General features: G+C 60.0%; 21 protein-coding genes. 9 read left to right on the forward strand and 12 right to left on the reverse strand.

Annotation, left to right across the window (positions count from 1 at the left end; all coding sequences use genetic code 11):
* Nucleotides 1–147: 147 nt before the first annotated feature.
* Both HJB82_RS03360 and HJB82_RS03365 read right to left on the reverse strand, forming a co-directional pair.
* Nucleotides 148–990 carry a universal stress protein gene (locus HJB82_RS03360; RefSeq protein WP_207583903.1) on the reverse strand — a complete coding sequence of 281 codons (843 nt, stop codon included), beginning with the start codon at nt 988–990 and terminating at the stop codon, nt 148–150.
* 108 nt (nt 991–1098) lie between these two features.
* Nucleotides 1099–1875, reverse strand: a complete 777-nt coding sequence (locus HJB82_RS03365; protein ID WP_207583904.1) for a competence/damage-inducible protein A — start codon at nt 1873–1875, stop codon at nt 1099–1101.
* Nucleotides 1876–2101: 226 nt separating this feature from the next.
* Between HJB82_RS03365 and wrbA the strand changes: the two genes are divergently transcribed.
* From wrbA to HJB82_RS03380, 3 genes are all read left to right on the forward strand, one after another.
* Complete coding sequence (wrbA, locus tag HJB82_RS03370; RefSeq protein ID WP_207584295.1) at nt 2102–2698, forward strand: NAD(P)H:quinone oxidoreductase type IV; 597 nt, start codon at nt 2102–2104, stop codon at nt 2696–2698.
* An 898-nt stretch (nt 2699–3596) separates the two neighbouring features.
* Nucleotides 3597–5528: a hypothetical protein gene (locus tag HJB82_RS03375; RefSeq protein WP_207583905.1), complete on the forward strand. Its 1932-nt coding sequence runs from the start codon at nt 3597–3599 to the stop codon at nt 5526–5528.
* Nucleotides 5529–5553: 25 nt separating this feature from the next.
* A complete protein-coding gene (locus tag HJB82_RS03380) occupies nt 5554–5772 on the forward strand; it encodes a hypothetical protein (RefSeq protein WP_207583906.1) in 219 nt (72 codons plus the stop codon).
* A 528-nt stretch (nt 5773–6300) separates the two neighbouring features.
* Here the strand turns inward: HJB82_RS03380 and HJB82_RS03385 are convergent.
* On the reverse strand, nt 6301–6675 hold the full coding sequence (locus tag HJB82_RS03385) for a VanZ family protein (protein WP_207583907.1): 375 nt from the start codon (nt 6673–6675) through the stop codon (nt 6301–6303).
* A gap of 191 nt (nt 6676–6866) precedes the next feature.
* On the opposite strand from HJB82_RS03385, the gene ilvA reads away from it, so the two are divergent.
* The 3 genes from ilvA to HJB82_RS03400 all read left to right on the forward strand — a co-directional run bounded on the left by ilvA (nt 6867) and on the right by HJB82_RS03400 (nt 10005).
* Complete coding sequence (gene ilvA / locus HJB82_RS03390) at nt 6867–8117, forward strand: threonine ammonia-lyase (protein ID WP_221139582.1); 1251 nt, start codon at nt 6867–6869, stop codon at nt 8115–8117.
* Between the two features lie 37 nt (nt 8118–8154).
* Nucleotides 8155–8481, forward strand: a complete 327-nt coding sequence (locus tag HJB82_RS03395; RefSeq protein ID WP_164009152.1) for an HlyU family transcriptional regulator — start codon at nt 8155–8157, stop codon at nt 8479–8481.
* 252 nt (nt 8482–8733) lie between these two features.
* Nucleotides 8734–10005 (forward strand): diguanylate cyclase, encoded by a 1272-nt coding sequence (locus HJB82_RS03400; RefSeq protein WP_221132682.1) that lies wholly within the window; start codon nt 8734–8736, stop codon nt 10003–10005.
* Here the strand turns inward: HJB82_RS03400 and HJB82_RS03405 are convergent.
* Nucleotides 10002–10778 carry an SDR family oxidoreductase gene (locus HJB82_RS03405; RefSeq protein ID WP_221132681.1) on the reverse strand — a complete coding sequence of 259 codons (777 nt, stop codon included), beginning with the start codon at nt 10776–10778 and terminating at the stop codon, nt 10002–10004. The genes HJB82_RS03400 and HJB82_RS03405 overlap by 4 nt on opposite strands.
* 160 nt (nt 10779–10938) lie before the next feature.
* Here HJB82_RS03405 and HJB82_RS03410 point away from each other — a divergent pair, with 160 nt between their 5' ends.
* On the forward strand, nt 10939–11514 hold the full coding sequence (locus HJB82_RS03410) for a TetR/AcrR family transcriptional regulator (protein WP_207583912.1): 576 nt from the start codon (nt 10939–10941) through the stop codon (nt 11512–11514).
* A gap of 48 nt (nt 11515–11562) precedes the next feature.
* Here HJB82_RS03410 and HJB82_RS03415 read toward each other — a convergent pair whose 3' ends face one another.
* A complete protein-coding gene (locus HJB82_RS03415) occupies nt 11563–12177 on the reverse strand; it encodes an FMN-dependent NADH-azoreductase (protein WP_207583913.1) in 615 nt (204 codons plus the stop codon).
* 138 nt (nt 12178–12315) lie between these two features.
* On the opposite strand from HJB82_RS03415, the gene HJB82_RS03420 reads away from it, so the two are divergent.
* Nucleotides 12316–13284, forward strand: a complete 969-nt coding sequence (locus HJB82_RS03420; protein ID WP_207584296.1) for a LysR family transcriptional regulator — start codon at nt 12316–12318, stop codon at nt 13282–13284.
* 39 nt (nt 13285–13323) lie between these two features.
* On the opposite strand, the gene HJB82_RS03425 is transcribed toward HJB82_RS03420, so the two are convergent.
* From HJB82_RS03425 to HJB82_RS03440, 4 genes are all read right to left on the reverse strand, one after another.
* A complete protein-coding gene (locus tag HJB82_RS03425) occupies nt 13324–15312 on the reverse strand; it encodes a bifunctional 2',3'-cyclic-nucleotide 2'-phosphodiesterase/3'-nucleotidase (RefSeq protein WP_221139583.1) in 1989 nt (662 codons plus the stop codon).
* Between the two features lie 199 nt (nt 15313–15511).
* A complete protein-coding gene (locus HJB82_RS03430; RefSeq protein WP_221116295.1) occupies nt 15512–15913 on the reverse strand; it encodes a PilZ domain-containing protein in 402 nt (133 codons plus the stop codon).
* Nucleotides 15914–15997: 84 nt separating this feature from the next.
* Nucleotides 15998–16879 (reverse strand): DMT family transporter, encoded by an 882-nt coding sequence (locus HJB82_RS03435; RefSeq protein WP_207583916.1) that lies wholly within the window; start codon nt 16877–16879, stop codon nt 15998–16000.
* Nucleotides 16880–16951: 72 nt separating this feature from the next.
* Nucleotides 16952–17413: an Lrp/AsnC family transcriptional regulator gene (locus HJB82_RS03440; protein WP_207583917.1), complete on the reverse strand. Its 462-nt coding sequence runs from the start codon at nt 17411–17413 to the stop codon at nt 16952–16954.
* A 154-nt stretch (nt 17414–17567) separates the two neighbouring features.
* On the opposite strand from HJB82_RS03440, the gene ald reads away from it, so the two are divergent.
* Nucleotides 17568–18686 (forward strand): alanine dehydrogenase, encoded by a 1119-nt coding sequence (ald, locus tag HJB82_RS03445; protein ID WP_207583918.1) that lies wholly within the window; start codon nt 17568–17570, stop codon nt 18684–18686.
* Between the two features lie 16 nt (nt 18687–18702).
* Here ald and HJB82_RS03450 read toward each other — a convergent pair whose 3' ends face one another.
* From HJB82_RS03450 to sseA, 3 genes are all read right to left on the reverse strand, one after another.
* The gene (locus HJB82_RS03450) at nt 18703–19206 is read right to left on the reverse strand and encodes a DUF1203 domain-containing protein (protein WP_221139584.1); all 504 of its coding nucleotides are present in this window, start codon (nt 19204–19206) and stop codon (nt 18703–18705) included.
* A 370-nt stretch (nt 19207–19576) separates the two neighbouring features.
* A complete protein-coding gene (locus tag HJB82_RS03455; protein WP_207583920.1) occupies nt 19577–20137 on the reverse strand; it encodes a GNAT family N-acetyltransferase in 561 nt (186 codons plus the stop codon).
* Nucleotides 20138–20142: 5 nt separating this feature from the next.
* On the reverse strand, nt 20143–21012 hold the full coding sequence (gene sseA, locus HJB82_RS03460; RefSeq protein ID WP_207583921.1) for a 3-mercaptopyruvate sulfurtransferase: 870 nt from the start codon (nt 21010–21012) through the stop codon (nt 20143–20145).
* Nucleotides 21013–21029: the final 17 nt, after the last annotated feature.

The raw sequence follows: 21029 nt of genomic DNA on the forward strand, positions 1-21029 counted from the left end.
TTGCAACTGCGCGAGATCGCGAGTTGCAACGCGCGAGTTCGCGAGCTGCACTGCGCGAGTTGTGGCCGAGGCTCGAAGCGTCATCGGTCGCCGCAATTAACGGAATTTGCCGGTAAAAGGCAAGAGCGCCGATGATGGCGGCAACCATCAACGCGACAACAGAGTCAGCGCCGTCATCGATTGCAGCAAGGTCTTCGTCGTACCGCCGAAAATCATCTGCCAGAGCCAGGAATGCGTATAGGCGCCCATGACGAGAAGATCGATGCTGTCGTCCGAAAGCCGGTTCTCGATGACATGCGAGGTGTTTTTGTCGACGCTTCGGGCCGTCGCAAGCGTAGTCTTCACGCCGTGGCGGGCGAGTGTCGCGGCGATCTCGGCGCCTGGCGTCAGCGGCGATTGCAGCGCCGTGTCGGCCGGATCGACCGAAAAAATCTCCACCTCGTCGGCGGCCTTGAGGATCGGCAGCGCGTCGAAGGTGGCGCGCGCCACCTCTTTCGAGCCGTTCCAGGCGATCAGCACGCGCTTGATCGGCTTTGGCTGGCGGATGATGTAGGGGATAATCAGCACCGGCCGGCCCGTTTCGAACAGGAAACTGTCGACGTCGACATGGCTGTCGGAGGGTTTGGCCGGGTCGGCCTGCGAGGCGATCAGCAGATCGGCGCTGCGCGCGCTTTCGATCAGCGGTGCGGAGCCGTAGCCGGTTGATGTTGCAAAGCTGCGCCATTCGGAGGAGCCGCCCGATGCTTCCGCTTTAGTGCGAAAGATCCGCTCGACCGCGATCGTTTCGCCATGCGCCATATCCTGCAGCGCCTGCACGGCGACAGGATCGGGGATTTCCATCGGCGCCACCAGCGGCACGGCGGAGATGGTTTCGGCATGCAGGCCGATCACATGAGCACCGCTTTCGGCGGCGAAGGCAAAGGCGAAATCGGCAACCGCGCTGCTATTGTCCGTTGTATCGAGAATGGCGAGAATGGTTTTGTAAGACATATCAATTCTCCTTGCGCTGAAATGGCGTGCGCGAGGGAAGGAATGCACCGGACCGTTCTTCCGTTCCTTGACGGGGATCAAGCTCGGTCGCCGGCTCCGGCATTGTCCTCAAGCCTCGGCGGAATGGTTTTCGGCGATGTCCTTTCGCTGGCGGATGGCCTCGATCATGGCGTGCACCTCGGCGCCGGCCGCATCGATCGCCGCCTGCGAGCGACCGCGCACGACGATCTCTGTCGAGAATTTCTGGCCGATATATCGGGGATAGGAACCGATGCTGGTTTCCGGATGGGCTTTCTGGATCGCGGTCAGCGGCGTGCCGATCTCGCCTTCGCCGTAAGGGCAGGCGATGGCGAGCGAGAGCACCGGCGTGCCGGTTCGAAGCGTCGGCAGCACATTGTCGACCATTGCCTGGAAGACCTGCGGCACGCCGGCCATCACATGGACATTGCCGATGATGAAGCCCGGCGCCGTCGACACCGGATTGGCGATATGGACAGCTCCGCGCGGCATGCGCGCCATGCGCTGGCGCGCCTCGGTGAATTCCATCTCACGGCGACGGTACATATCGGCCAGCAGCGTCATCGCCTCTTCGTCATATTCGCAGGGCACGCCGAACGCCTTGGAAATGGCATCGGCGGTGATGTCGTCATGCGTCGGCCCGATGCCGCCTGAGGTGAAGACGTAATCATATTTGCTGCGAAGCGCGTTCAGCGCCTCGACGATCGCCTCCTCGTCGTCGGCGACGATGCGCACCTCCTTGAGGTCGATGCCGGAAAGGGTGAGCAGATCGGCGAGGTGGCCGATATTCTTGTCCTTGGTGCGGCCGGAAAGAAGTTCGTCGCCGATGGCGAGCATGGCGGCGGTGACGACGATGGCAGGGCTCATGGGATGTTCCGTGAAGTGGGGCTGGTGAATAGGTAGCGTCCTTCGGCCCCTTTGCAAACAGCTATCAGGCGCGTTCATTCCCGCTGGAATGAGAAGCGCAAGTGAATTTTCGTCCACGGGCGTTGAACACTGAGTTCTTCAAGGCGGGACTGTGTTCGGAAATCCGCGCATGATAAAGATCCTCTCGATCACGACATTCAACCCACTGCGTGAAGGAAGACAGAAGATGGCGAAGGTTCTCGTCCTTTATTATTCGGCTTATGGCCATATCGAAACCATGGCCTATGCGGTTGCCGAAGGCGCCAAGTCGGCTGGTGCCGACGTCACCGTCAAGCGCGTTCCGGAACTGGTTCCGGAAGAGGTCGCCAAGGCTTCCTACTATAAGGTCGACCAGGCCGCTCCGATCGCCACCGTCGACGAACTGGCGGACTATGACGCGATCATCGTCGGTGCCGGCACCCGCTTCGGCACGGTCGCCTCGCAGATGCGCAATTTCTGGGATCAGACCGGCGGCCTCTGGTTTGCCGGCAAGCTCGTCGGCAAGCTCGGTTCGGTCTTCACCTCGTCGGCGACCCAGCACGGCGGCCAGGAATCGACCATCCTCGGCTTCATCCCGACCTTCCTGCATCAGGGCATGGTCGTCGCCGGCCTGCCTTATGCCTTCCAGGGCCAGATGGGTACCGAGGAAGTCAAGGGCGGCTCGCCCTACGGCGCCTCCACCATCACCAACGGCGACGGCTCGCGCCAGCCTTCCGAGATCGAGCTCGAAGGCGCGAAATACCAGGGCGCCCATGTCGCCAAGCTTGCTGCCAAGCTCGCCTGATCTTTGACGAGAAATAAAAAGGCGCGGCGAGCGTAAGCTTGCGGCGCCTTTCCGTTTGATGGGAAATACTTGCCTGATCATTCGCCGGTGCCACCGGCAAAGCGGGGCATGACTGTTTGTTGGTGGTGCGGACGGCGGGGGTCGAACCCGCAAAGCCTAGGCCGAGGGATTTTCTTACCAGCTACGACTTTCGCCGCCGCCTTCCGGCGTTTGTGGTCTGGACTATACCTTCACCCTAGCGTCTGCCTTAGGTGCTGCCCGTCTAGTCTCTACACCTTCCCCTTGCGGGGCTTGGCTCGGGATTGCCATCTGACAGGTTTCCCCGACTTTGAGCAGTTCTACATCAGGCGTTTCCGCCAGTGCACTCAATTTTGTCTAAGTCCCTTGTGTCTACCAATTCCACCACGTCCGCGTGGTTCTTCCTGCTAACAAAGAGAGACGGTTTTCTCAACCGATATTCAGGGGTGGGCATGCGATTCCGTTTCAAAGTCTGGAGGCCGCAATCACCCTCCACAATTTTATATCGGCTTTGAGAGATGAGGTCGGATATTGGGCACTGGGGATATGGCGTTCCAAAACGCTGGTCGCTTCGAATGTCCAGCTGAATTCGGCAGTAAAGCGAAGATCTTGCCTGCTGATTAGAGCTTTGAAAAGCAACGATACGGCACGAATTTTCCGATTTATCTTGCCGATATGCGAGGGCGCGACGGTCGACTGCGAACATTATGCGAGTCAGCGTAGAAAACTTGGCACAACCCCTGCGACACAAGCTTGTTGAATTTCGCAGGACATTGGGACAAAGTACTGGCAGGGGTAGTGTTTGCGATTTCTACTGTTGCAATACGTGCACTTCACTTTTCATTGTGAATGCCGGGACATGTGGTGACTAAACGGCAAAATGGCTTTTGTTCTGAAGACCTTCGGGACGTTGCAGCTCGTTGACGGAGATGGGAACGCTGTTGCGTTTCCCGAGAAAGGCCTGCTGCTTCTCGCCTATTTGTTCACAACCGATCAAGGTTCGGCAGATCGAACGACCTTGGCTCGCTTACTATGGGGCGAGGCCGACAGGGACGTTGCACTTTCGACTTTACGCAAGGTGATTTCGCGCATTAAGGCCCGCCAAATCGATCTCGGGGTAAACATCCTTTCATCAAAGGGCAACATACTCACCCTTGAACGGGCGTCTCTGTCTTCCGACATTCTGCTATCGAACCAGGAGGACGAGGTTGAGCCGTTTGCCCGACTGAGACAGCTGGTGAAACTGATGAACCAGCCTTTTCTGGGGGCGGTTCACAGCCATAGCCGTCAGTTTCAGCGGTGGCTTGCCGAACGGGAAAACTACCATATCGAGTTTCTCGCAAATACATTGAGAACGGCGTCCCGATTGGCCGAGTCGGGAAAGGAATCCGAACTCCTGAGGAAGGCAGCGGTTATCCTGTTTCGGACGGAGCCGAGGGATCCGGAAACGCTGCAATTGCTCATCCGGATATTCAACGCGGAAGAGGAAGTTGAATCCCTCCGGAACTATTTCGAACAGCGGCGTAGTGCGACTTCGAAAGGCATCGCCCCGCGCACCGGATCCGATGACGGTGATGCAAAACCTCTCCGTCCGACATCCATGTCGTCAAAGGCGAAACTCGACGCGGCGCTTCCCCTTGAGCCCGAAGATATCAGCATTGCCATTCCCCGCTTGGTGCTGCTTCCGCCCAGGAACCAATCCGTTCGGCCTCAAGCTGGTTTTCTAGCCGCATCGTTGGTGGAGGATATCACGATCGGATTTTGCGTCTTCAACAGCCTGGAGGTCATAGCCCCGTATTCGGCGGTTCAGATCGGCCACCAGGTGGAGACGCAGAAAGCCTTCTTTGAACGGCATCGCGTCAACTATATCCTCGACACCCGGATCAGCAATTCCGGCGATGAAGTGACCCTGTTCGCCCAGCTGATCTTTTTCGATCAGAATCAAATAGTTTGGGCCGAAAGGTTCAGCCTCGATCGTATGGATCTCGCCAGAGACAGGAGAGTTGTTGCCCGGCAGATCGCTCTCTCCGTGTCCAGCGAAATCGAGCGCCATGAGGCGTTGCGCGAAGATCTGAACCCGATCGCTTACCATCGATATCTTGTCGGCAGGCGGCACCTGGCGCGGCTGACACTTCCGAACCTGCGGCGCGCCCGCAAGGAAATGAAGGCCGCGCTCAGCGAAAGCCCCGATTTCGCGCCGGCGCAGAGTTCTATGGCGCGCACCTACTCCAAGGAATGGTTGTTGACGGCCCGAGGTGATATCGATCTTTTGCAATTGGCTGAGACTTTCGCAAAGCAGGCCACCGAGATGCGTTCGGACTTTGCCGATGGCTATCGCGAGCTCGGTGTTGCCAAACTATTGCAGGGCGCGTTTGATGAAAGCGCCGAAGCAATGGAAATTGCAGAAAGCCTTGCGCCACACTATGCCGACGTGATTGCCGACTACGCGGACACGTTGGTTCATTGTTCGCTCCCCGCCATGGCCTTGCGAAAGATCGAGCGGGCAATCGAGCTGAACCCCCTCGGTCCCGATACCTATTTCTGGACTGCTGCGGGAGCAAACTATGCCCTCGGCGAATTCGAAGCTTCGCTGGACTATATCGGGCAGATGGCCGACCCCAATTTAGCGGACAGGTTGTCCGCCGCAAGTTGGGCCATGTTGGGTCATCAGGACAAGGCGCGGGTCTTTGTACGAAGGTTTCGTGAAGGCAACCCGGACTTCGATGTGGACAAGTGGTTGTCTGCAGTTCCAAGTAAAGAGCAATGGCATAAAGATCTTTATCGTGAAGGCCTGAAGAAAGCTGGATTTTAAACATCAATCGTTAGAGGGCAAAAACATGGCTACAGTTGTTGTTATTAGTGTTGAAGGTCAAGACGGGCTCTGGGTCGCTGATCTGGACGCCGGCACAGTACTGCCGCTCCCGGCCCCAAAGGCGGGTGGCTTGAAAGTGGTGACCGATCTTCGCGCCACCGGCGCGACGGTCACAAAGGGCGTGAATTTGGCAGTCACCGTCAAGTCGGCAGAGGCGGCGTTCTCCGGCCATTATGACGGCTAGTGGAGTGCTATAGCGCGGTTACGTCAGACGCGAAATAGACCTGCAACACTCTGAATTTCGCATGATTTTATTCGGCTTCCGACGAAAGAATTATGTGGAAACGCGCGAGACGGCGGCGAGCGGAAATTGACTTGCTCGCCGTCGAGCACTAGGCATGCACTGTCAAAGTCGTTTTCGATGCCGATCAAGTGTACCGGGTTTCAGCGACAATCTATCGGCCTCGGTCATACGGGTTCGATTCCAGTCGCCCCGGACCAGCTTCACAATATCGTTTGAATATGCATGTATATTGTGGATATATGCGTTCTATTGCTTGACGGGGGCATTTTCGGTGCAAGGATTGCGCCGCGGCGGTTGAGTAAGTGTTGTCTTCTGGGAGTAAGACGATGGTTTACGATTGGAGTGGGGCTAGGGTTCGGCGCGTCCGGATCTTCAAGACCAGTGTCGCGCTTGTTCTGGGAACTGCGATCGCTGCAATACCACTGTTTTTCTGGGCCGTGCAGCTGCGCGGGTTCTAGTCCGGGATAATCAGCTTTCTGCGAGAGGAAGCGTATCTGGCGCTTTGGTCGCGCGCCACCTGTTGATCACCCAGCCGGCGAGCAGCCCCAAGGCGGCGCCCATTGCCTTGATGCCGGCATCATGCAGGCGCGGATGGCGCGTCGGCGAAAGGTACTGCAGATATTCGATGGCGACGGAACCAGCGATCAGCAGCACGGCCACCAATTTCCACTGTTTCGGATAGGCGAGCGCAAAGGCGAGGCCGAGAAGAACATAAGCGCCTGCGCGGTCGGTGTCGACCGTCGTAACGGTCTCCGGCCTCAGCCCGATCGGCGAAACCGTGACGAAGAGGATGACGGCGAGCAGCAGCCAGGCGAGTGGTTTTGCGAAGTTGAACGTGATCATGGCTTTATATTAGTGGCTGGCGTTTTCATTGACAGTTAAAATCAGTTCATGTGCCGCCAATTTTGCGGTGGGCTTAAGAAAGGCTTTCGCAAACAGGGCTGGCGGCGAACCGCAAATGGCCGAAACGGGCTTTCTTTTGCCGGTCGGCCTATGCCATAGCGGCGCTGTAATTATGAGAATGGACCACGCCCGTGACGAGACTTGATGTCGAAAGCGCCGAAGAAGCAATGCGCAGCCTTTTTCCGGCAACACCGCTGCAACTCAACGATCATCTGTCGGCGCGCTACGGGGCCGATATCTGGCTGAAGCGCGAGGATCTGTCGCCGGTGCGCTCCTATAAGATCCGCGGCGCCTTCAATTTCTTCCGCAAGGCGATCGGGCAGGGAGCGGTCGGCAAGACCTTCGTCTGCGCCTCGGCCGGCAATCACGCCCAGGGCTTCGCCTTCGTCTGCCGCCATTTCGGCGTGCCGGGCGTCGTCTTCATGCCGGTGACGACACCGCAGCAGAAGATCGACAAGACGCGCATGTTCGGCGCCGAATTCATCACCATCCGATTGTTCGGAGACTTCTTCGACCAATGCTACCACGCCGCGCGCGACCATGTCGAGGCAATCGGCGGCGTCATGGTGCCGCCCTTCGACCATGCCGACATCATCGAGGGACAGGCGACCGTCGCCGCTGAAATCATGCAGCAACTGCCTGAGGGAACGGTGCCTGATATGGTCGTCCTGCCGGTCGGCGGCGGCGGCCTTGCAGCCGGCATTACCGGTTATCTCCACGGCACCGTGCCGAAATCGGCTTTCGTCTTCATCGAGCCCGCCGGCGCGCCGAGCCTGAGGCGCAGTATCGAGGCCGGCAAGGTGACGACGCTTGCCAAGGTCGATAATTTCGTCGACGGCGCCGCCGTTGCCCGGATCGGCGACCTGAATTTCGCCGCTCTTTGCGATTTCCCGGCAAGCCAAGTGCAGTTGATGCCGGAGAACGCCATCTGCGTCACCATTCAGGAGATGCTGAATGTCGAGGGCGTCGTGCTGGAGCCGGCCGGCGCATTGTCGCTGACGGCGATCGCCGCGATGGACCGCCAAGCGATCCGCGGCAAGACCATCGTCGCCGTCGTCTCTGGCGGCAATTTCGATTTCGAGCGTCTGCCTGACGTAAAGGAAAGAGCCATGCGTTACGCAGGGCTGAAGAAATACTTCATCCTGCGGCTTGCCCAGCGCCCCGGGGCGCTCAGGGATTTCCTCAATCTGCTCGGCCCCGACGACGATATCGCCCGTTTCGAATATCTGAAGAAATCAGCGCGCAATTTCGGCTCGATCCTGATCGGCATCGAAACCAAGGCGCCGGAGAATTTCGCCAGGCTGATCGGAAATTTCGAAGCCGCCGGCATGGGTTACGAGGATATCACCGAAAACGAGATCCTCGCCAATCTGATCATTTAACTTGGCGACGACGATATCGCCGTGCTAAAGGCGCAGCATGGCTTCGTTCATTTCAAATATTTTTTCGATGTTCTCCGGCGGCAGCAAACCCGCCTCGGAGGCGGCCGGCCCTTCCGGCGAGCCGCAGCTTTACAATGATTGCACGATCTACGCGGAGCCGCGTAGGGAAGGCAGCCAATATCGTCTTGCCGGCCGCATCGAAAAGAAGGTCGGCGACGAGGTGCTGGTACGCAATTTCATCCGCGCCGATCTGTTTAGCTCTTCCGATGATGCGCTCGAATGCACTGTGCGCAAGGCGCAGCAGATCATTGATCAGCATGGTTCGTCGCTCTTTGGTGACGGCGAGAAGCTTCGTCAGGTCTGAAATCGGGATCTGCCGGATCGGCCGGATGTCGGCCGCAATTATTCTTGTTTTTCAATCCTGTGAGCCGGATGCTTCTCCGGCGCGCGCAATCGTGCTCACGCATTCTTAAAGGATTGCGGTCAAAGGTATCGCCTGCAGCATGTGCAGGGCCGCCCTCGTGTTTGACTTTTTCGGACGATCGACCAAAGGATCCGCTGTCGCGATCGCCGCGTCCGCGCGCCGCCGACCGCGCCGGCTTGAAGCTGGGGAGAGGTGATGGAGACGTTCAACCTCGCGCTCTTCGCTGTCGAAGCCGTCGCCTATTTCTCGCTGATGGTCACGCTTCTGCACTTCCGTCATCGGCTCGGTCTGGGCGTCTTCCTGACGGCGCTCGGGGTCATGCATTTCATGGAAACCTATCTGGCGGCGGTCTTCTACGTCTCGTTGCCGTTCGGCGATGTGTCGCCGGGTTCATCGGTCTTCTTCTCCGGCAAGCTGATGATGATCCTGATGCTTTACCGGCAGGAGGATGCCGCCACGGTGCGTCAGCCGATCTACGGCCTGTTCCTCGGCAACCTGCTGACCGTCGGCATCGCCTGGGTGCTGCAGCTGCACCTGCCGCTGCAAATGTCGCCCAACCACACGCCCGATGTCGATTTCCTCAAAGAGATGGGCTGGCTGATGGTCTGGGGCACGGCGTTGCTCTATGTCGATTCACTCGGCATCATCCTGCTTTACGAGAAACTCGGCGATTTCTTCCGCCGGCGCGTCGTGCTGCGCTTCCTGATTTCCGGATTTGTGCTGCTGACCTTCGACCAGATCGGCTTCTTTGCCGCGTTGAATTATTTCCTGGATGTGCCGATCGCTGCATTCTGGGCCGGATGGAAGGCGAAAATGCTGGCCGTCTGCCTTTATGCGGCGATGTTTGCGATCTACGAATATCGTATTCGCCGGGGCGGGGCCAGCGTGTCGGCACGTTCGATCAGCGACGTGTTCGGCGACCTGACATTCCGCGAGCGCTACAACGACCTTCTGGAGCGCACCGGCCGCGATATGCTCACCGGCGTCTACGATCGCACGCGCATGGAAGTTGAAGCACCGCTGATGGTGCGCGAGGCATTGAGGCAGGGGCTATTCGCCACCGTCCTCATTCTCGACGCCGATCACTTCAAGGATGTCAATGACGGCTACGGCCATCTCCAGGGCGATGAGGTGCTGAAGGCGATCGCCGCCCGATTGGGCACGACGTTGCGCTCGAGCGACCGCGTCTTCCGCTTCGGCGGCGAGGAATTCGTTGCCATCTGCCCGGGCACCGACCACGAGGAAGGTCTGCTCCTTGCCGAGCGCCTGCGCTGGACGATCGCCACCAGCGTCAAGACGCCGGATGACCGGCCGGTCACGGTCAGTATCGGCGTTGCGACCGCCGACGAGGACGGTGTCGATTTTACCGCCGTGCTGGCGGCCGCCGATGGCCGGCTTTATGCTGCCAAGAAGAGCGGCCGCAACTGCGTCGTCGGCCGTTCCGGGGTGGTGAAACTCGCTTAAGCCGCGCGGAAGATCTTGGCGCCGGACGGGGCGCTCGTCATGCCGCCATCGACGGTGATCTCGATGCCGGTGATATTGGCCGCGTCATCCGAGGCCAGATAGAGTGCTGCCTTGGCGATTTCGTCAGCTTCGCTCATGCGGCCGAGCGGGCTCATCCCGCCGATGCGGGCTTCCAGCGCCGACATCGCGTCTTCCGTCGGTGCCATCGGCGACCAGATCGGCGTCTTCGTGCCGCCTGGTGTCACCTGGTTGACGCGGATGCCGCGGGGCGCGAGCTCGGAGGCCATATTCCGCGTCAACGCCCGGACCGCAGCCTTGGTCGCCGCATAGGCCGACCAGCCGGGGGCGCCGAGCACGGCATGCACCGAACCGTTGAGGATGACAGAAGCGCCGTCGTTGAAATGCGGCAGGGCCGCCTGCACGGTGAAGAAAACCGCCGTCAGATTGGTGCTGATGATCTGGTTGAACTGCGCGGGCGACGTCTCGCCGAGCGGCGTCGCGCCGCCAATGCCGGCATTGGCGAAGACGATGTCGAATTTGCCGACCTTTGCCGCGGCTTCCGCAAAGGCCTTCTCGGTGGCAGCGGCATCGGTGACGTCGACCTTCAGTGCCAGCACGCCGGCCCCAAGCGCCTTTTCGGCCGCGGCCAGCGTTTCCGGATTGCGGCCGGTGATCACCACCCTGGCGCCCTCATCGATGAAGATCCTGGCGGTGGCGAGACCGATACCGCTGTTTCCGCCGGTGATCAGCGCGACCTTGTTTCTTAGACGCATGATTCATGCTCCTCTTGGAATTGCTAACGATCTGGATTATGATCGTTATCTATAAGGATTATGACTGTAATCCATGCGAGTCAAGGAGCATGATGCCGAAAAGTGTAAGCGGTTTTCGGCCGACATCATGCTCATTCGAATTTAGTGCCGGGAGATTCCGATGGGGCGTTCGCAGCTGGAGAAACAGAAGACGCACGAGAAGATCGTCGAGACCGCGTCGAAGCGGCTGCGCGAGGAAGGGCTCGAAGGTATCGGCGTCGCCGACCTGATGAAGGAGGCCGGGCTGACCGTCGGCGGCTTCTACAAGCACTTCGCCTCCCGCGACGATCTCGTCGCCGAGGCGATTCAGTCCGCTTTCGATTCGTGGGGACGCAGGCTGGCGGCCGAGGGTGTGGATCCGGCGGCGATGAAGCCCGCCGATATCGCCGATCGTTACGTCAGTGTCTATCATCGCGACAACCCCGGCGACGGTTGCCCATTTGCGGCGTTGACCTCCGATATAGCCCGCAGCGGCGAGAAGGCGCGGGCGATCGCCACCGATGGGCTCAGGCGCAATTTTGAGGCTTTGGCGAGCAAGGCTGCGGGAGCGGACGAGGGAGAACGGCGACGCAAGGCGATCATGGCCTTCGCGATGATGGCCGGCGGCGTCGGCCTTTCCAGGATTTCCTCCGATGAGCAACTCTCGACCGAAATCCTGGAGACGGTCCGGGATTTTGTCGCCGGTATCGACCAATGACAAACGGCCGGCAATTGCCGGCCGTTCCATGCGAGCATTAGAAGCCGATCAGGCGGCCAGCGCGATTTCCTGGACGCGCGACTTGGCGGCGTCGATGGCCTTTTCGGCAGCTTCGGGACCGAAGGCCAGGCCTTCGACATAGATGGTCTCGATATCGCTGATGCCGAGGAAGCCGAGCACCGACTTCAAGTAGGGCACGGCGTGGTTCAAGGCGGATGCCGGTCCTTGCGAGTAGACGCCACCCGAGGCGAGCACCACATAAACCTTCTTGCCGGTCGCGAGGCCAACCGGGCCGCTTTCCGTGTACTTGAAGGTCAGGCCGGCGCGGGCGACGTTGTCGATCCAGGTCTTCAGCGACGAATAGATGTTGAAGTTGATGAGACCGGTGCTGATGACGATCGTGTCGGCGGCAAGCAGCTCGTTGACAAGTTCGTCGGAAGTTTTGACGGCGGCTGCCTCCTCAGCAGTGCGGGCTTCGGCCGGCTTGCGGATTGCGCCGGTGAAGAGGTCATCGATATGCGGCAACGGATTGGCGGCAAGGTCGCGGCGAACGACAACACTACCTGGGTTCTGGCTCTTCAGCTTTTCAGCGAGGTCGACGGCGATCGGCGTCGAGAGCGAGTCGGCGCGCGGGCTGGACGTCAGAAGAAGGATGGACGACATGGTGCATTTCCTTTCGAATTGGATTTGACGGCCCGTTGCTGGGAGGTGAGCCGCAGTGTCGACGAGGAAAATAGGTCTGGCCTGCTATCGAAAAAACGGTGATAATGTCGATCGAAACTATCGATGGAATGGATGGATATGCTTCCGAACCCGACCCTGGACCAATTGCAGGTGTTTTTGACCGTTGCCGAGACCGGCAGCTTTTCGGCCGCCTCGCGGGCGCTGAACCGTGCGCAGTCGGTCGTCAGCTATACGATTGCCAATCTGGAGGCGCAGCTCGAGGTGGCGCTTTTCGAGCGCTCCGGCGCCCGCCAGCCGAAGCTGACGGAGGCGGGCAAGGCGATGCTGGAGGATGCGCGGCGCATACTCGGCGACCTGCAGGTGATGCGAGCGCGCGTCAAGAGCTTGCGGGAAGGGCTTGAAGCGGAGGTGTCCGTCGCCATCAGCGTCATGGTGCCTTCCCGGGCCGTGGTCGATGTCCTGCACGAATTTCGCGAAAGGTTTCCGTCCGTTTTGTTAAACCTCAATGTCGGTGAGCTCGGCGTGGTCATGGACCTCGTCCTCAGCGGCAAGGCGACCATCGGCATTGGCGGCGCAGTCCTAAAACAGGATGATTCGGTCGTCACCGAGCGGATCGGCCACTCCTTCATGTTGCCGGTTGCCGCACCCAATCACCCGCTTGCTGGGATCGACCGGCCGTTGACGCTCGGCGACGTGCGCGAGGAAGTGCAGCTCGTCGTCACCGATGCGTCGGGCCGGACGAAGGGGCGCGATTTCAACGTTCTGTCCTACAAGACATGGCGCGTCAGCGACATTGCCACGAAGCATCAGCTCATCAAGGCCGGCCTTGGCTGGGGCGGTCTTCCTGCCTCAGTGATGCATGACGATCTTCGCAGCGGCGCGCTCGTCCATCTCGATCTGGACGCCTACGAACAGGGCGAGTATGCCATCTATTCGATGCGCCAGCTCGCCAATCCGCCGGGACCTGCGGCTGCCTGGATGATCGACGCGTTCCGCACGCGGCTTTCGGCTTGCCCGAGCCAAGCCGATTTCCATGCTGAGATCGCAGAATTGCGTGAACCCGAAACGCCGCTCGCTGCCGAATGACGAAGGCGCGAGCGCGCCTTCGCCGGCATCTCTTTCCACTTAAAGCACCAGCCTGAACTTCGAGAAACCGTCGGCGCCGTCGCCGGCATCCTCGATCTTGACGCTCTTGACCGCCGCGAGGAACTGCTTCGCCTTTGGGCCGCTCTCGAAGGTCGCCGTCGTGCCCGGCAGCGGCTTGAAGGTCCAGTTCGCATCGGCCGTCGGATTGATCGTGCCCTGGTCGTGGATGTAGCGGACGATGACGTCGCGGTTGGTATCCGGCGCCTGGAAGATCACCTTGTCCGCGGCAATATCCGGGAAATTGCCACCGCCGCCGGCGCGGTAGTTGTTGGAGACGACGACGAATTTCTGGGCGGGATCGATCGGCTTGCCGTCGAAGGCGAGATTCTGGATGCGGTTGGCATCCGGATTGATCGCCTTGCCGGACGAATCATATTTCGGCGGCTGCGACAGGTCGATCTGATAGGTCACGCCGTCGATGACGTCGAAATTGTAGGACGGGAAGTCGTTGTTGAGCAGCGGTGCGTCCTTCGAGCCGGCCTCGATGTGATTGAACATGCCGGCCGACATTTCGAGCCAGTTCTTTACCTGTGCGCCGGTGATGGCAACGGCCTGCACCGTGTTCGGGTAGAGATAGAGGTCGGCGACGTTCTTGATGGCGATATCGCCGGCCGGAACGTCGGTGTAGTAGTCGGCGCCGCCGCGTCCGCCAGCCTTGAAGGGGGCCGCCGCCGAAAGCACCGGCAGATCCTTGAACTTGGTGTCGGCCAGCATCTGCTTGATGTACCAGGTCTGGGCCTGGGAGACGACCTGCACCGAGGGATCGTCGGCGACCAGCGCGAAGTAGGAATAGAGCGGCGCCGACGTCTTGCCGACGGGGGTACGCACATAGGCAAGCGTTGCCTCGTGCTCGGCCTTGGCGGCGTCGACCACGTCCTTCTTGTCGGCGTAATCGGCAACCACCTTCTTTTTGTCGTCGCGATGATAGATCGGCCGGGCTTCCGCGGTGAAGTCGACGATCTTCCAGCTGTTGCCGTCTTTTTCCAACAGCAGGTCGATCAGGCCGAGATGCGAACCCCAGAAGCCTGCCATCACCGCGGGCTTGCCGTGCAGCGTGCCCTTGACGGGGTCGGCATTGGCGATGCCATCCCAGCTCTTCGGGCCGGGGAAGACGAGATGCTGGTGGCCGGTGAAGATCGCGTCGATCCCATCGACGGCGGCCAGATGCAGCGAGGCGTTTTCCATCTTTTCGGACGGCGCGGCTCCGTCGATGCCGGAATGGGAAAGCGCGATGACGATATCGGCGCCGGCTTCCTTCATGGCGGGAACCCAGGCCTTGGCGGCCTCGACGATGTCACGCGTCTGCGCTTTGCCTTCGAGATTCTTGATATCCCAGAGCATGATCTGCGGCGGTACGAAGCCGATGAAGCCGATCTTGACCGGGCTCTCCTTGCCGGCGCCGTCCTTGATTTGTTTTTCGACGATAAGGTAGGGCTTGAAGAAGAGATCGTCCTGCCTCGGGTCCGAGGCGAGCTGGCCCTTGGTCAGGTTGGCGCAGACGAAGGGGAAGTTTGCACCTGATAGGACCTTGAACATGAAGTCGAGCCCGTAATTGAACTCGTGATTCCCGAGCGTGCCCACCGTATAGCCGAGCGTGTTCATCGCCTTGATCACGGGATGGACGTCGCCGTCCTTCATGCCGTGCTGATAGGCCATGTAGTCGCCCATCGGATTGCCCTGCAGCACGTCCCCATTGTCGATCAGCAGCGAATTGACGGCTTCCGCGCGGATGCCGTCAATGATCGTTCCGGTGCGAGACAGGCCCATCGTGTCGTTCGGCTTGTCGGCATAATAGTCATAGGGGAAGACGTTGACGTGAATATCCGTCGTTTCCATCAGCCGGAGATGCGCCTGGTTGGCGCTGGCGCGTGCGCTGAAGGGATGCAGCAGCACCAGGGCGGAAGTGGCGGCAAGCCCGCCAAGCAGGGAACGGCGGCTCATGACGCCAACGTCGAAAATGGAAGACATCGAACTCTCCTTCAAAGATCATGCATCGTCCGGCCCGTCAGAATTAGGACGAATTGACAAGGAGTACACTGCGAAAATGACAGGACGGCAAAACAATCGCGGAGAAAGGCGACCCGATTCCAACGCGCGCTCGGCACCAGTGCCAAGCGCAGCGACTGACGCGATCTCGGCCGCCCTGCGGCGCAGAAGCGCTGCAGCCTTACGATTTCAGAGTCAACGTCGCCAAATGAGGTGGGCGATCGCCGTTGGTATGGGTTCTAAGTTGGCGTACCGCCAGCACCGGCCGTATTTCCTTATGGAAAAAGCGGAAATAGGAGGAGACCTGCGCCCGCGCATTCGAATTCACGTCGAACTGGATGCCGACACGGCCATTGTGCTTCCAGCGGATGATGCCTTCGAGCATCCCAAGGTTTTCAGCCTCGATACGGACCTTGCTGCCGGATGCGGCATGGAGCGGCGTCTTCATCTCCAATGCGGCACCGGTCGCCGACAGGTTGAGGATACGGGCATCCACCTCGCTGTTCAGATATTTGACGCTGCCGAAGACGCGGCAGTTTTTCCGGTCGGCCTTACGGGCCGTGATTTTCAAGTTGCGGGTCATATGTTCTCCCCTGATACAGCCAGGGAGCATAGCGCCCGAAAATTGAAATGGTTTTAGGGGCTTGGCTAAAATTGCAGTGAAACGTCAGTTGGCTGTGGCCGTCCTGCGCCCCACCACATGCTCGCGCCAGATGGTGAAGATCCCGGCGGAAACGACGATGATCGAGCCGATGATCGTGTTGATACTGAGCGTTTCGTCATAGATCGTCACACCGATGATCGAGGCGTAGACCAGTGACAGATAGGTCAGCGGCTGAACCGCGGCGGCATCGAGGAGATCGTAGGCGCGGATCAAGAAATAGTGGCTGGAAATGCTGGTCATGCAGACCAGCGCCATCCAGCCCCAGTCTCCAGGCGACATAGAGCTCCAGTAGAACGGGCCAATGATGCTCATCGTGATGCCGCCGATGACGCCGGTATAAAAGAAGCTCGTCATCGACGAGTCGTCGCGGCTGACGAGACGCGTGGCGATGACGTAGAAGGCGAAGTTGAAGCAGGAAATAATGGCCAGCAGCAGTTTCACATCGAAAAACTCGCCTTCCGGCTTCAGGATCAGCAAAACCCCGAAAAGCCCGACGCCAATTGCAATCCATCGTCGCCAGCCAACCCGCTCGCCGAGGATCGGCATCGACAGCAGTGCGATCAGGATCGGCGTCGCGGAAAAGATCGCTTGTGAGCGGGCAAGGCCGATCACGGCAAAACAAGTGATGGCCAAAACCACCTGAACGGCAAGCAGCACGCCGCGCGTCACCTGAAGCATGGGGCGTTTGGTACGGGCCGTCGCCCTGATGCCGCCGCGCATCTTCGAGGCGAGGATGATCGTGAACAGCGCGAAAGCCCAATAGCGGATCATCGTCACGAAGATCGGCGGATAGGTCGCTGCCAGATGTTTCGAGATGGCGTCCTGCAGCGAAAAGATGGTGATCGCCAGCAGGACGAAAATATAGCCTTGGGTCTTCGATGTCATCAGATGCCAATGAACGGGAAACGCCCGCGCGCACCGAAAGTCTGGGCAGGCTTTCCGTGGATATGCAAGGGCTCAAAGCCCGACATTCGGCTTGTCGATGATTTCTCTGAGCGCGAAGCTCGAATTGATCTTGACGACATGGGGCAGGGCCGACAGCCAATCGCGGTGGATGCGCTCATAATCCTCGAGATCGCGGGCGGCGACCCTGAGGATATAGTCGTATTCGCCCGACATCAGGTAACAGACGAGCACGTTCGGGCAGAGTTTCACCGCTGCCTCGAATTCGGCCAACGTCTTGGCGAACTGGCCGGACAGCGAGATATGCACGATGGCGATCATCTTGTAGTCGAGCGCCTTATGCGAAAGCCGCGCATGGTAGCCGCCGATGACACCGCTTCGCTCTAAGATGTCGAGCCGGCGCGAACAGGCCGAAGGCGACAGGCCGATCCTTTCGGCAAGCTCGGCATTGGTGATGCGGGCATTGGCCTGCAGCACCTTAAGAATCGCAAGATCGATGGTATCCAGATCGGCCATTCGAAGAACCTTCGAAAAAATATAGAGCGTACGCAATAATCACCGAAAAATCGCCTCTTCGCAAATCGTCTTTGCAAGGACATTTCACGCCCTTGGTGGTTGGATTCAGTGTCCGAGGAAATCCGCGACTGCGGATGACATGAGAGGAACGCAAATGCGTGTCGGTTGCCCGAAGGAAATCAAGAACCATGAATACCGTGTCGGCCTGACGCCGGCTTCGGTGCGTGAATATGTTGCCCATGGCCATGAGGTCTGGGTTGAAACCAAGGCGGGCGCCGGCATCGGCGCCGATGACGGCGCCTATGCTGCGGCTGGCGCGAAGATCGCCGCCTCCGCCAAGGATATCTTTGAAAAATGCGATATGATCGTCAAGGTGAAGGAGCCGCAGCCCTCCGAATGGGCGCAGCTCCGCGACGGTCAGCTTCTCTACACCTATCTGCATCTGGCCCCCGATCCCGATCAGACCAAGGGTCTGATCGCCTCCGGCGTCACCGCGATCGCCTATGAGACGGTGACCGACGAACGCGGCGGCCTGCCGCTGCTGGCGCCGATGTCGGAGGTTGCCGGTCGCCTGTCGATCCAGGCGGGCGCCACCGCCCTGCAGAAGGCCAATGGCGGCCTCGGCATCCTGCTCGGCGGCGTGCCCGGCGTTCTGCCGGCCAAGGTCGCGGTCATCGGCGGCGGTGTCGTCGGACTGCATGCCGCCAGGATGGCCGCCGGCCTCGGCGCCGATGTCAGCATCCTCGACCGGTCGCTGCCGCGCCTGCGCCAGCTCGACGATATCTTCGCAGGCCGCATCCACACGCGTTATTCCAGCATCCAGGCTTTGGAGGAGGAAGTCTTCACGGCCGATCTCATTATCGGCGCCGTGCTGATCCCAGGTGCCGCCGCGCCGAAGCTCGTCACCCGCGAAATGCTATCCGGCATGAAGAAAGGCTCGGTCATCGTCGATGTCGCCATCGACCAGGGCGGCTGCTTCGAGACCTCGCATGCGACGACCCATTCCGATCCGACCTATGAGGTCGACGGCGTCGTTCATTATTGCGTCGCCAACATGCCGGGCGCGGTACCGGTCACCTCGGCGCATGCCCTGAACAATGCCACGCTGGTCCACGGCCTGGCGCTTGCCGATCGCGGCCTGCGCGCCATCGCCGAAGACAAACATCTGCGGAACGGCCTCAACGTGCACAAGGGCCGCATCACCAACAAGCCGGTCGCCGAGGCGCTCGGCTACGAGGCTTTCGCGCCGGAAAGCGTGCTGAACGTAGCGTAAGCTAGCTGACTATAGGTTAGGCGCCGGTCTCTGCAAGAACCGGCGTCTTTACCTTGTCGATCCGGCATTGGAAGCAGTTGTTGCGCGCCGAGCGCACGTGCACATAGGCTATGTCGGGCCGCGCCAGCAGCTTTTCGCCGTAGGCCGGAATATTGGCGATATCAGTCACTGAGCCGGTGCCATAGACGATGCGGTCGTTCTTACTATAGCCGCGGACGATGAAGTCGGGGCTCATCGTCAACATTGGCGGCTGGATCTCCTCGGCGGCGTAGCGTCGGCAGGGCTGCTTGTGGAGGAAAATCGGCCCGGTTTCGGCATAGGGCTGCAGCTCCGGGAACGGCCGGTAGGCGAAAACCAGAAACTCCTCGCCTTCTTCGATATTCCCCAGGCAGTGGCGGCAAGGGTTGCCGTCACCGTCGGAAACCACCGTCTCAGGCAGGTTGTCATAGGCGTCGCGGCCACCGCTCCAGAGATGTTCAGCGTCAGTGGTCGGCATGGCGGCAAAACGAATGGCGGTCACGGCAAATCTCCTTTGTGATCGCCATGAAATTGCACCCGGGCCTTCGCCCAAACCACCCGTTTCTTGCGCGCTGAAGCGTGGTGGCGATCGCATGGAACACCACTGGTGGACGTCAAATTGTCGGAAAACGCGGAGTTTGCGATCCGGTTAATTTTGAATCATGTGGTTTGCCGTGAAAGACGAACAAAAGAATAGCCGGACGGATCTCGATCAATTTGTGAGGGAGGCACCTGACGTCCGGTTGATTCTGTTGTTGGTGGATTTTTGGAACGCGCTTCGTTCCGCTTGGCCTGACAAGGGCAAGTCCTCGAAATCTTCCAACAACAGAGACGAAACTTAAGCCACTTCGGCAGGGTCGGATAAGCATCCGTCAGCTTTTCCGCGCCATCTCCAGCAGCTCCTTGTCGCTCAGCGGCCGGACAATGCCGGTGCCGGTTGAGACCGGCGAGAAGCCGTACATCTGGTAGAGCTGTAGCGCACGCGGGTGGTCGAGGTTGTTTGTTGTGGTGGTGACCCGCTTCGGATTGAGCGACCAGATGGCGTAGAGCGCCTGCAGCAGGAACCATTTGCCGATGCCGAGGCCGAGCGCGTGTTCGATCAGGCCGAAATGGCTGAGCTCGATCGTATCTTCGTCCTCGCAGAAATATTCGTAGAAGCCGGCGGGCGCGCCGTTGACGTAGAGGACGCTGATATTGTTGCGCTTGTCGTTCAACGTCTCGGCAAGCTGCTCGTCGCTCATGCGCAACCGGTCCACCCATTGCCAGCGCGCGCCGACCTGCCGGTACAGATAGCGGTAAAAGGGCAAGGGGATCTCGGGAGCGCGCATGATCGCCGTCTGGATATTGACGGGCACCGGCATGCTCGCCTTCGGCGGCGCCGTCATTTCCAGCCGGGTGATATGCGCTTTGAGCGACGCGGGTGTTTTCCCCATGGCGATCAGGCTTTGACCGGCGTCGGCGGGCCGGTGACGATAGGCGTATCGTCACGGCTGCCCCATTCGCTCCACGAGCCGTCGTAAAGTTTGTTGTCGTGATGGCCGAGCGATTCCAGCGCCAGCGTGATGATTGCTGCGGTGATGCCTGAGCCGCAGGAGGTGACGACAGGCTTGGAAAGATCGATGCCGGCATCCTCGATGGTCTGTCGCAGTTCGGGCAGCGACTTGAACCGGCCCTGGTTCGCGAAGGCACCGGAGGGCAGGCTGCGGGCGCCCGGCATATGGCCGGAGCGCATGCCGGCGCGCGGCTCGGGCTCGGCAGCAGCGAAGCGGCCGGCGCTGCGGGCATCGGCAATCTGCATCGCACCGCTCGAGACGATATCACGCATCCTATCGAGCGTCACCACCCGGCTCTCGTCGAAGTCAGGTGTGAAACTCGCTGGCGCATAGTTGGGTGCGGTGCTTTCGAGCGGACGGCCTTCGGCCCTCCAGCCGTCGAGACCGCCGTCGAGCACGAAGACGTTCTTCGCGCCCATCACCCGGAACAGCCACCAGACGCGCGGCGAGGCGAACAGGCCAATGCCGTCATAGACGACGATCCGATCGTTTTCGCTGATGCCGAGCCGGCCGACTTCGGCGGCGAAATAGTCAGGCGAGGGGATCGTGTGCGGCAGCGACGTCGAGTGGTCGGCGATCTTGTCCTGGTCGAAGCGGATGGCACCGGGAACATGACCGGCCGCATATTCGGCATCGGCATCGCGTTTCTGCGCCGGCAGATAGAAGGAGGCGTCCAGCACGCGCAGGTCCGGCTTCCCGAGTTCCGCCTGCAGCCAGTCGGCCGACACGACGAAACGGCTCTTGGTCTCACTCATTGTGGTCTCCCTTGATG

The organism is Rhizobium sp. NZLR10 (genome assembly GCF_019685125.1).
Lineage (GTDB): Bacteria > Pseudomonadota > Alphaproteobacteria > Rhizobiales > Rhizobiaceae > Rhizobium.

Excerpts from the sequence above, each read along its gene's own strand:
- HJB82_RS03420 (WP_207584296.1), top strand. The coding sequence starts at position 12,316 with ATGCTTCCGAACCCGACCCTGGACCAATTGCAGGTGTTTTTGACCGTT.
- HJB82_RS03380 (WP_207583906.1), top strand. The coding sequence starts at position 5,554 with ATGGCTACAGTTGTTGTTATTAGTGTTGAAGGTCAAGACGGGCTCTGG.
- sseA (WP_207583921.1), bottom strand. The coding sequence starts at position 21,012 with ATGAGTGAGACCAAGAGCCGTTTCGTCGTGTCGGCCGACTGGCTGCAG.
- HJB82_RS03425 (WP_221139583.1), bottom strand. The coding sequence starts at position 15,312 with ATGTCTTCCATTTTCGACGTTGGCGTCATGAGCCGCCGTTCCCTGCTT.
- HJB82_RS03410 (WP_207583912.1), top strand. The coding sequence starts at position 10,939 with ATGGGGCGTTCGCAGCTGGAGAAACAGAAGACGCACGAGAAGATCGTC.
- HJB82_RS03455 (WP_207583920.1), bottom strand. The coding sequence starts at position 20,137 with ATGGGGAAAACACCCGCGTCGCTCAAAGCGCATATCACCCGGCTGGAA.
- HJB82_RS03405 (WP_221132681.1), bottom strand. The coding sequence starts at position 10,778 with ATGCGTCTAAGAAACAAGGTCGCGCTGATCACCGGCGGAAACAGCGGT.
- HJB82_RS03385 (WP_207583907.1), bottom strand. The coding sequence starts at position 6,675 with ATGATCACGTTCAACTTCGCAAAACCACTCGCCTGGCTGCTGCTCGCC.
- wrbA (WP_207584295.1), top strand. The coding sequence starts at position 2,102 with ATGGCGAAGGTTCTCGTCCTTTATTATTCGGCTTATGGCCATATCGAA.
- HJB82_RS03360 (WP_207583903.1), bottom strand. The coding sequence starts at position 990 with ATGTCTTACAAAACCATTCTCGCCATTCTCGATACAACGGACAATAGC.
- HJB82_RS03440 (WP_207583917.1), bottom strand. The coding sequence starts at position 17,413 with ATGGCCGATCTGGATACCATCGATCTTGCGATTCTTAAGGTGCTGCAG.
- ald (WP_207583918.1), top strand. The coding sequence starts at position 17,568 with ATGCGTGTCGGTTGCCCGAAGGAAATCAAGAACCATGAATACCGTGTC.
- HJB82_RS03375 (WP_207583905.1), top strand. The coding sequence starts at position 3,597 with ATGGCTTTTGTTCTGAAGACCTTCGGGACGTTGCAGCTCGTTGACGGA.
- HJB82_RS03435 (WP_207583916.1), bottom strand. The coding sequence starts at position 16,879 with ATGACATCGAAGACCCAAGGCTATATTTTCGTCCTGCTGGCGATCACC.
- HJB82_RS03415 (WP_207583913.1), bottom strand. The coding sequence starts at position 12,177 with ATGTCGTCCATCCTTCTTCTGACGTCCAGCCCGCGCGCCGACTCGCTC.
- HJB82_RS03430 (WP_221116295.1), bottom strand. The coding sequence starts at position 15,913 with ATGACCCGCAACTTGAAAATCACGGCCCGTAAGGCCGACCGGAAAAAC.
- HJB82_RS03395 (WP_164009152.1), top strand. The coding sequence starts at position 8,155 with ATGGCTTCGTTCATTTCAAATATTTTTTCGATGTTCTCCGGCGGCAGC.
- HJB82_RS03365 (WP_207583904.1), bottom strand. The coding sequence starts at position 1,875 with ATGAGCCCTGCCATCGTCGTCACCGCCGCCATGCTCGCCATCGGCGAC.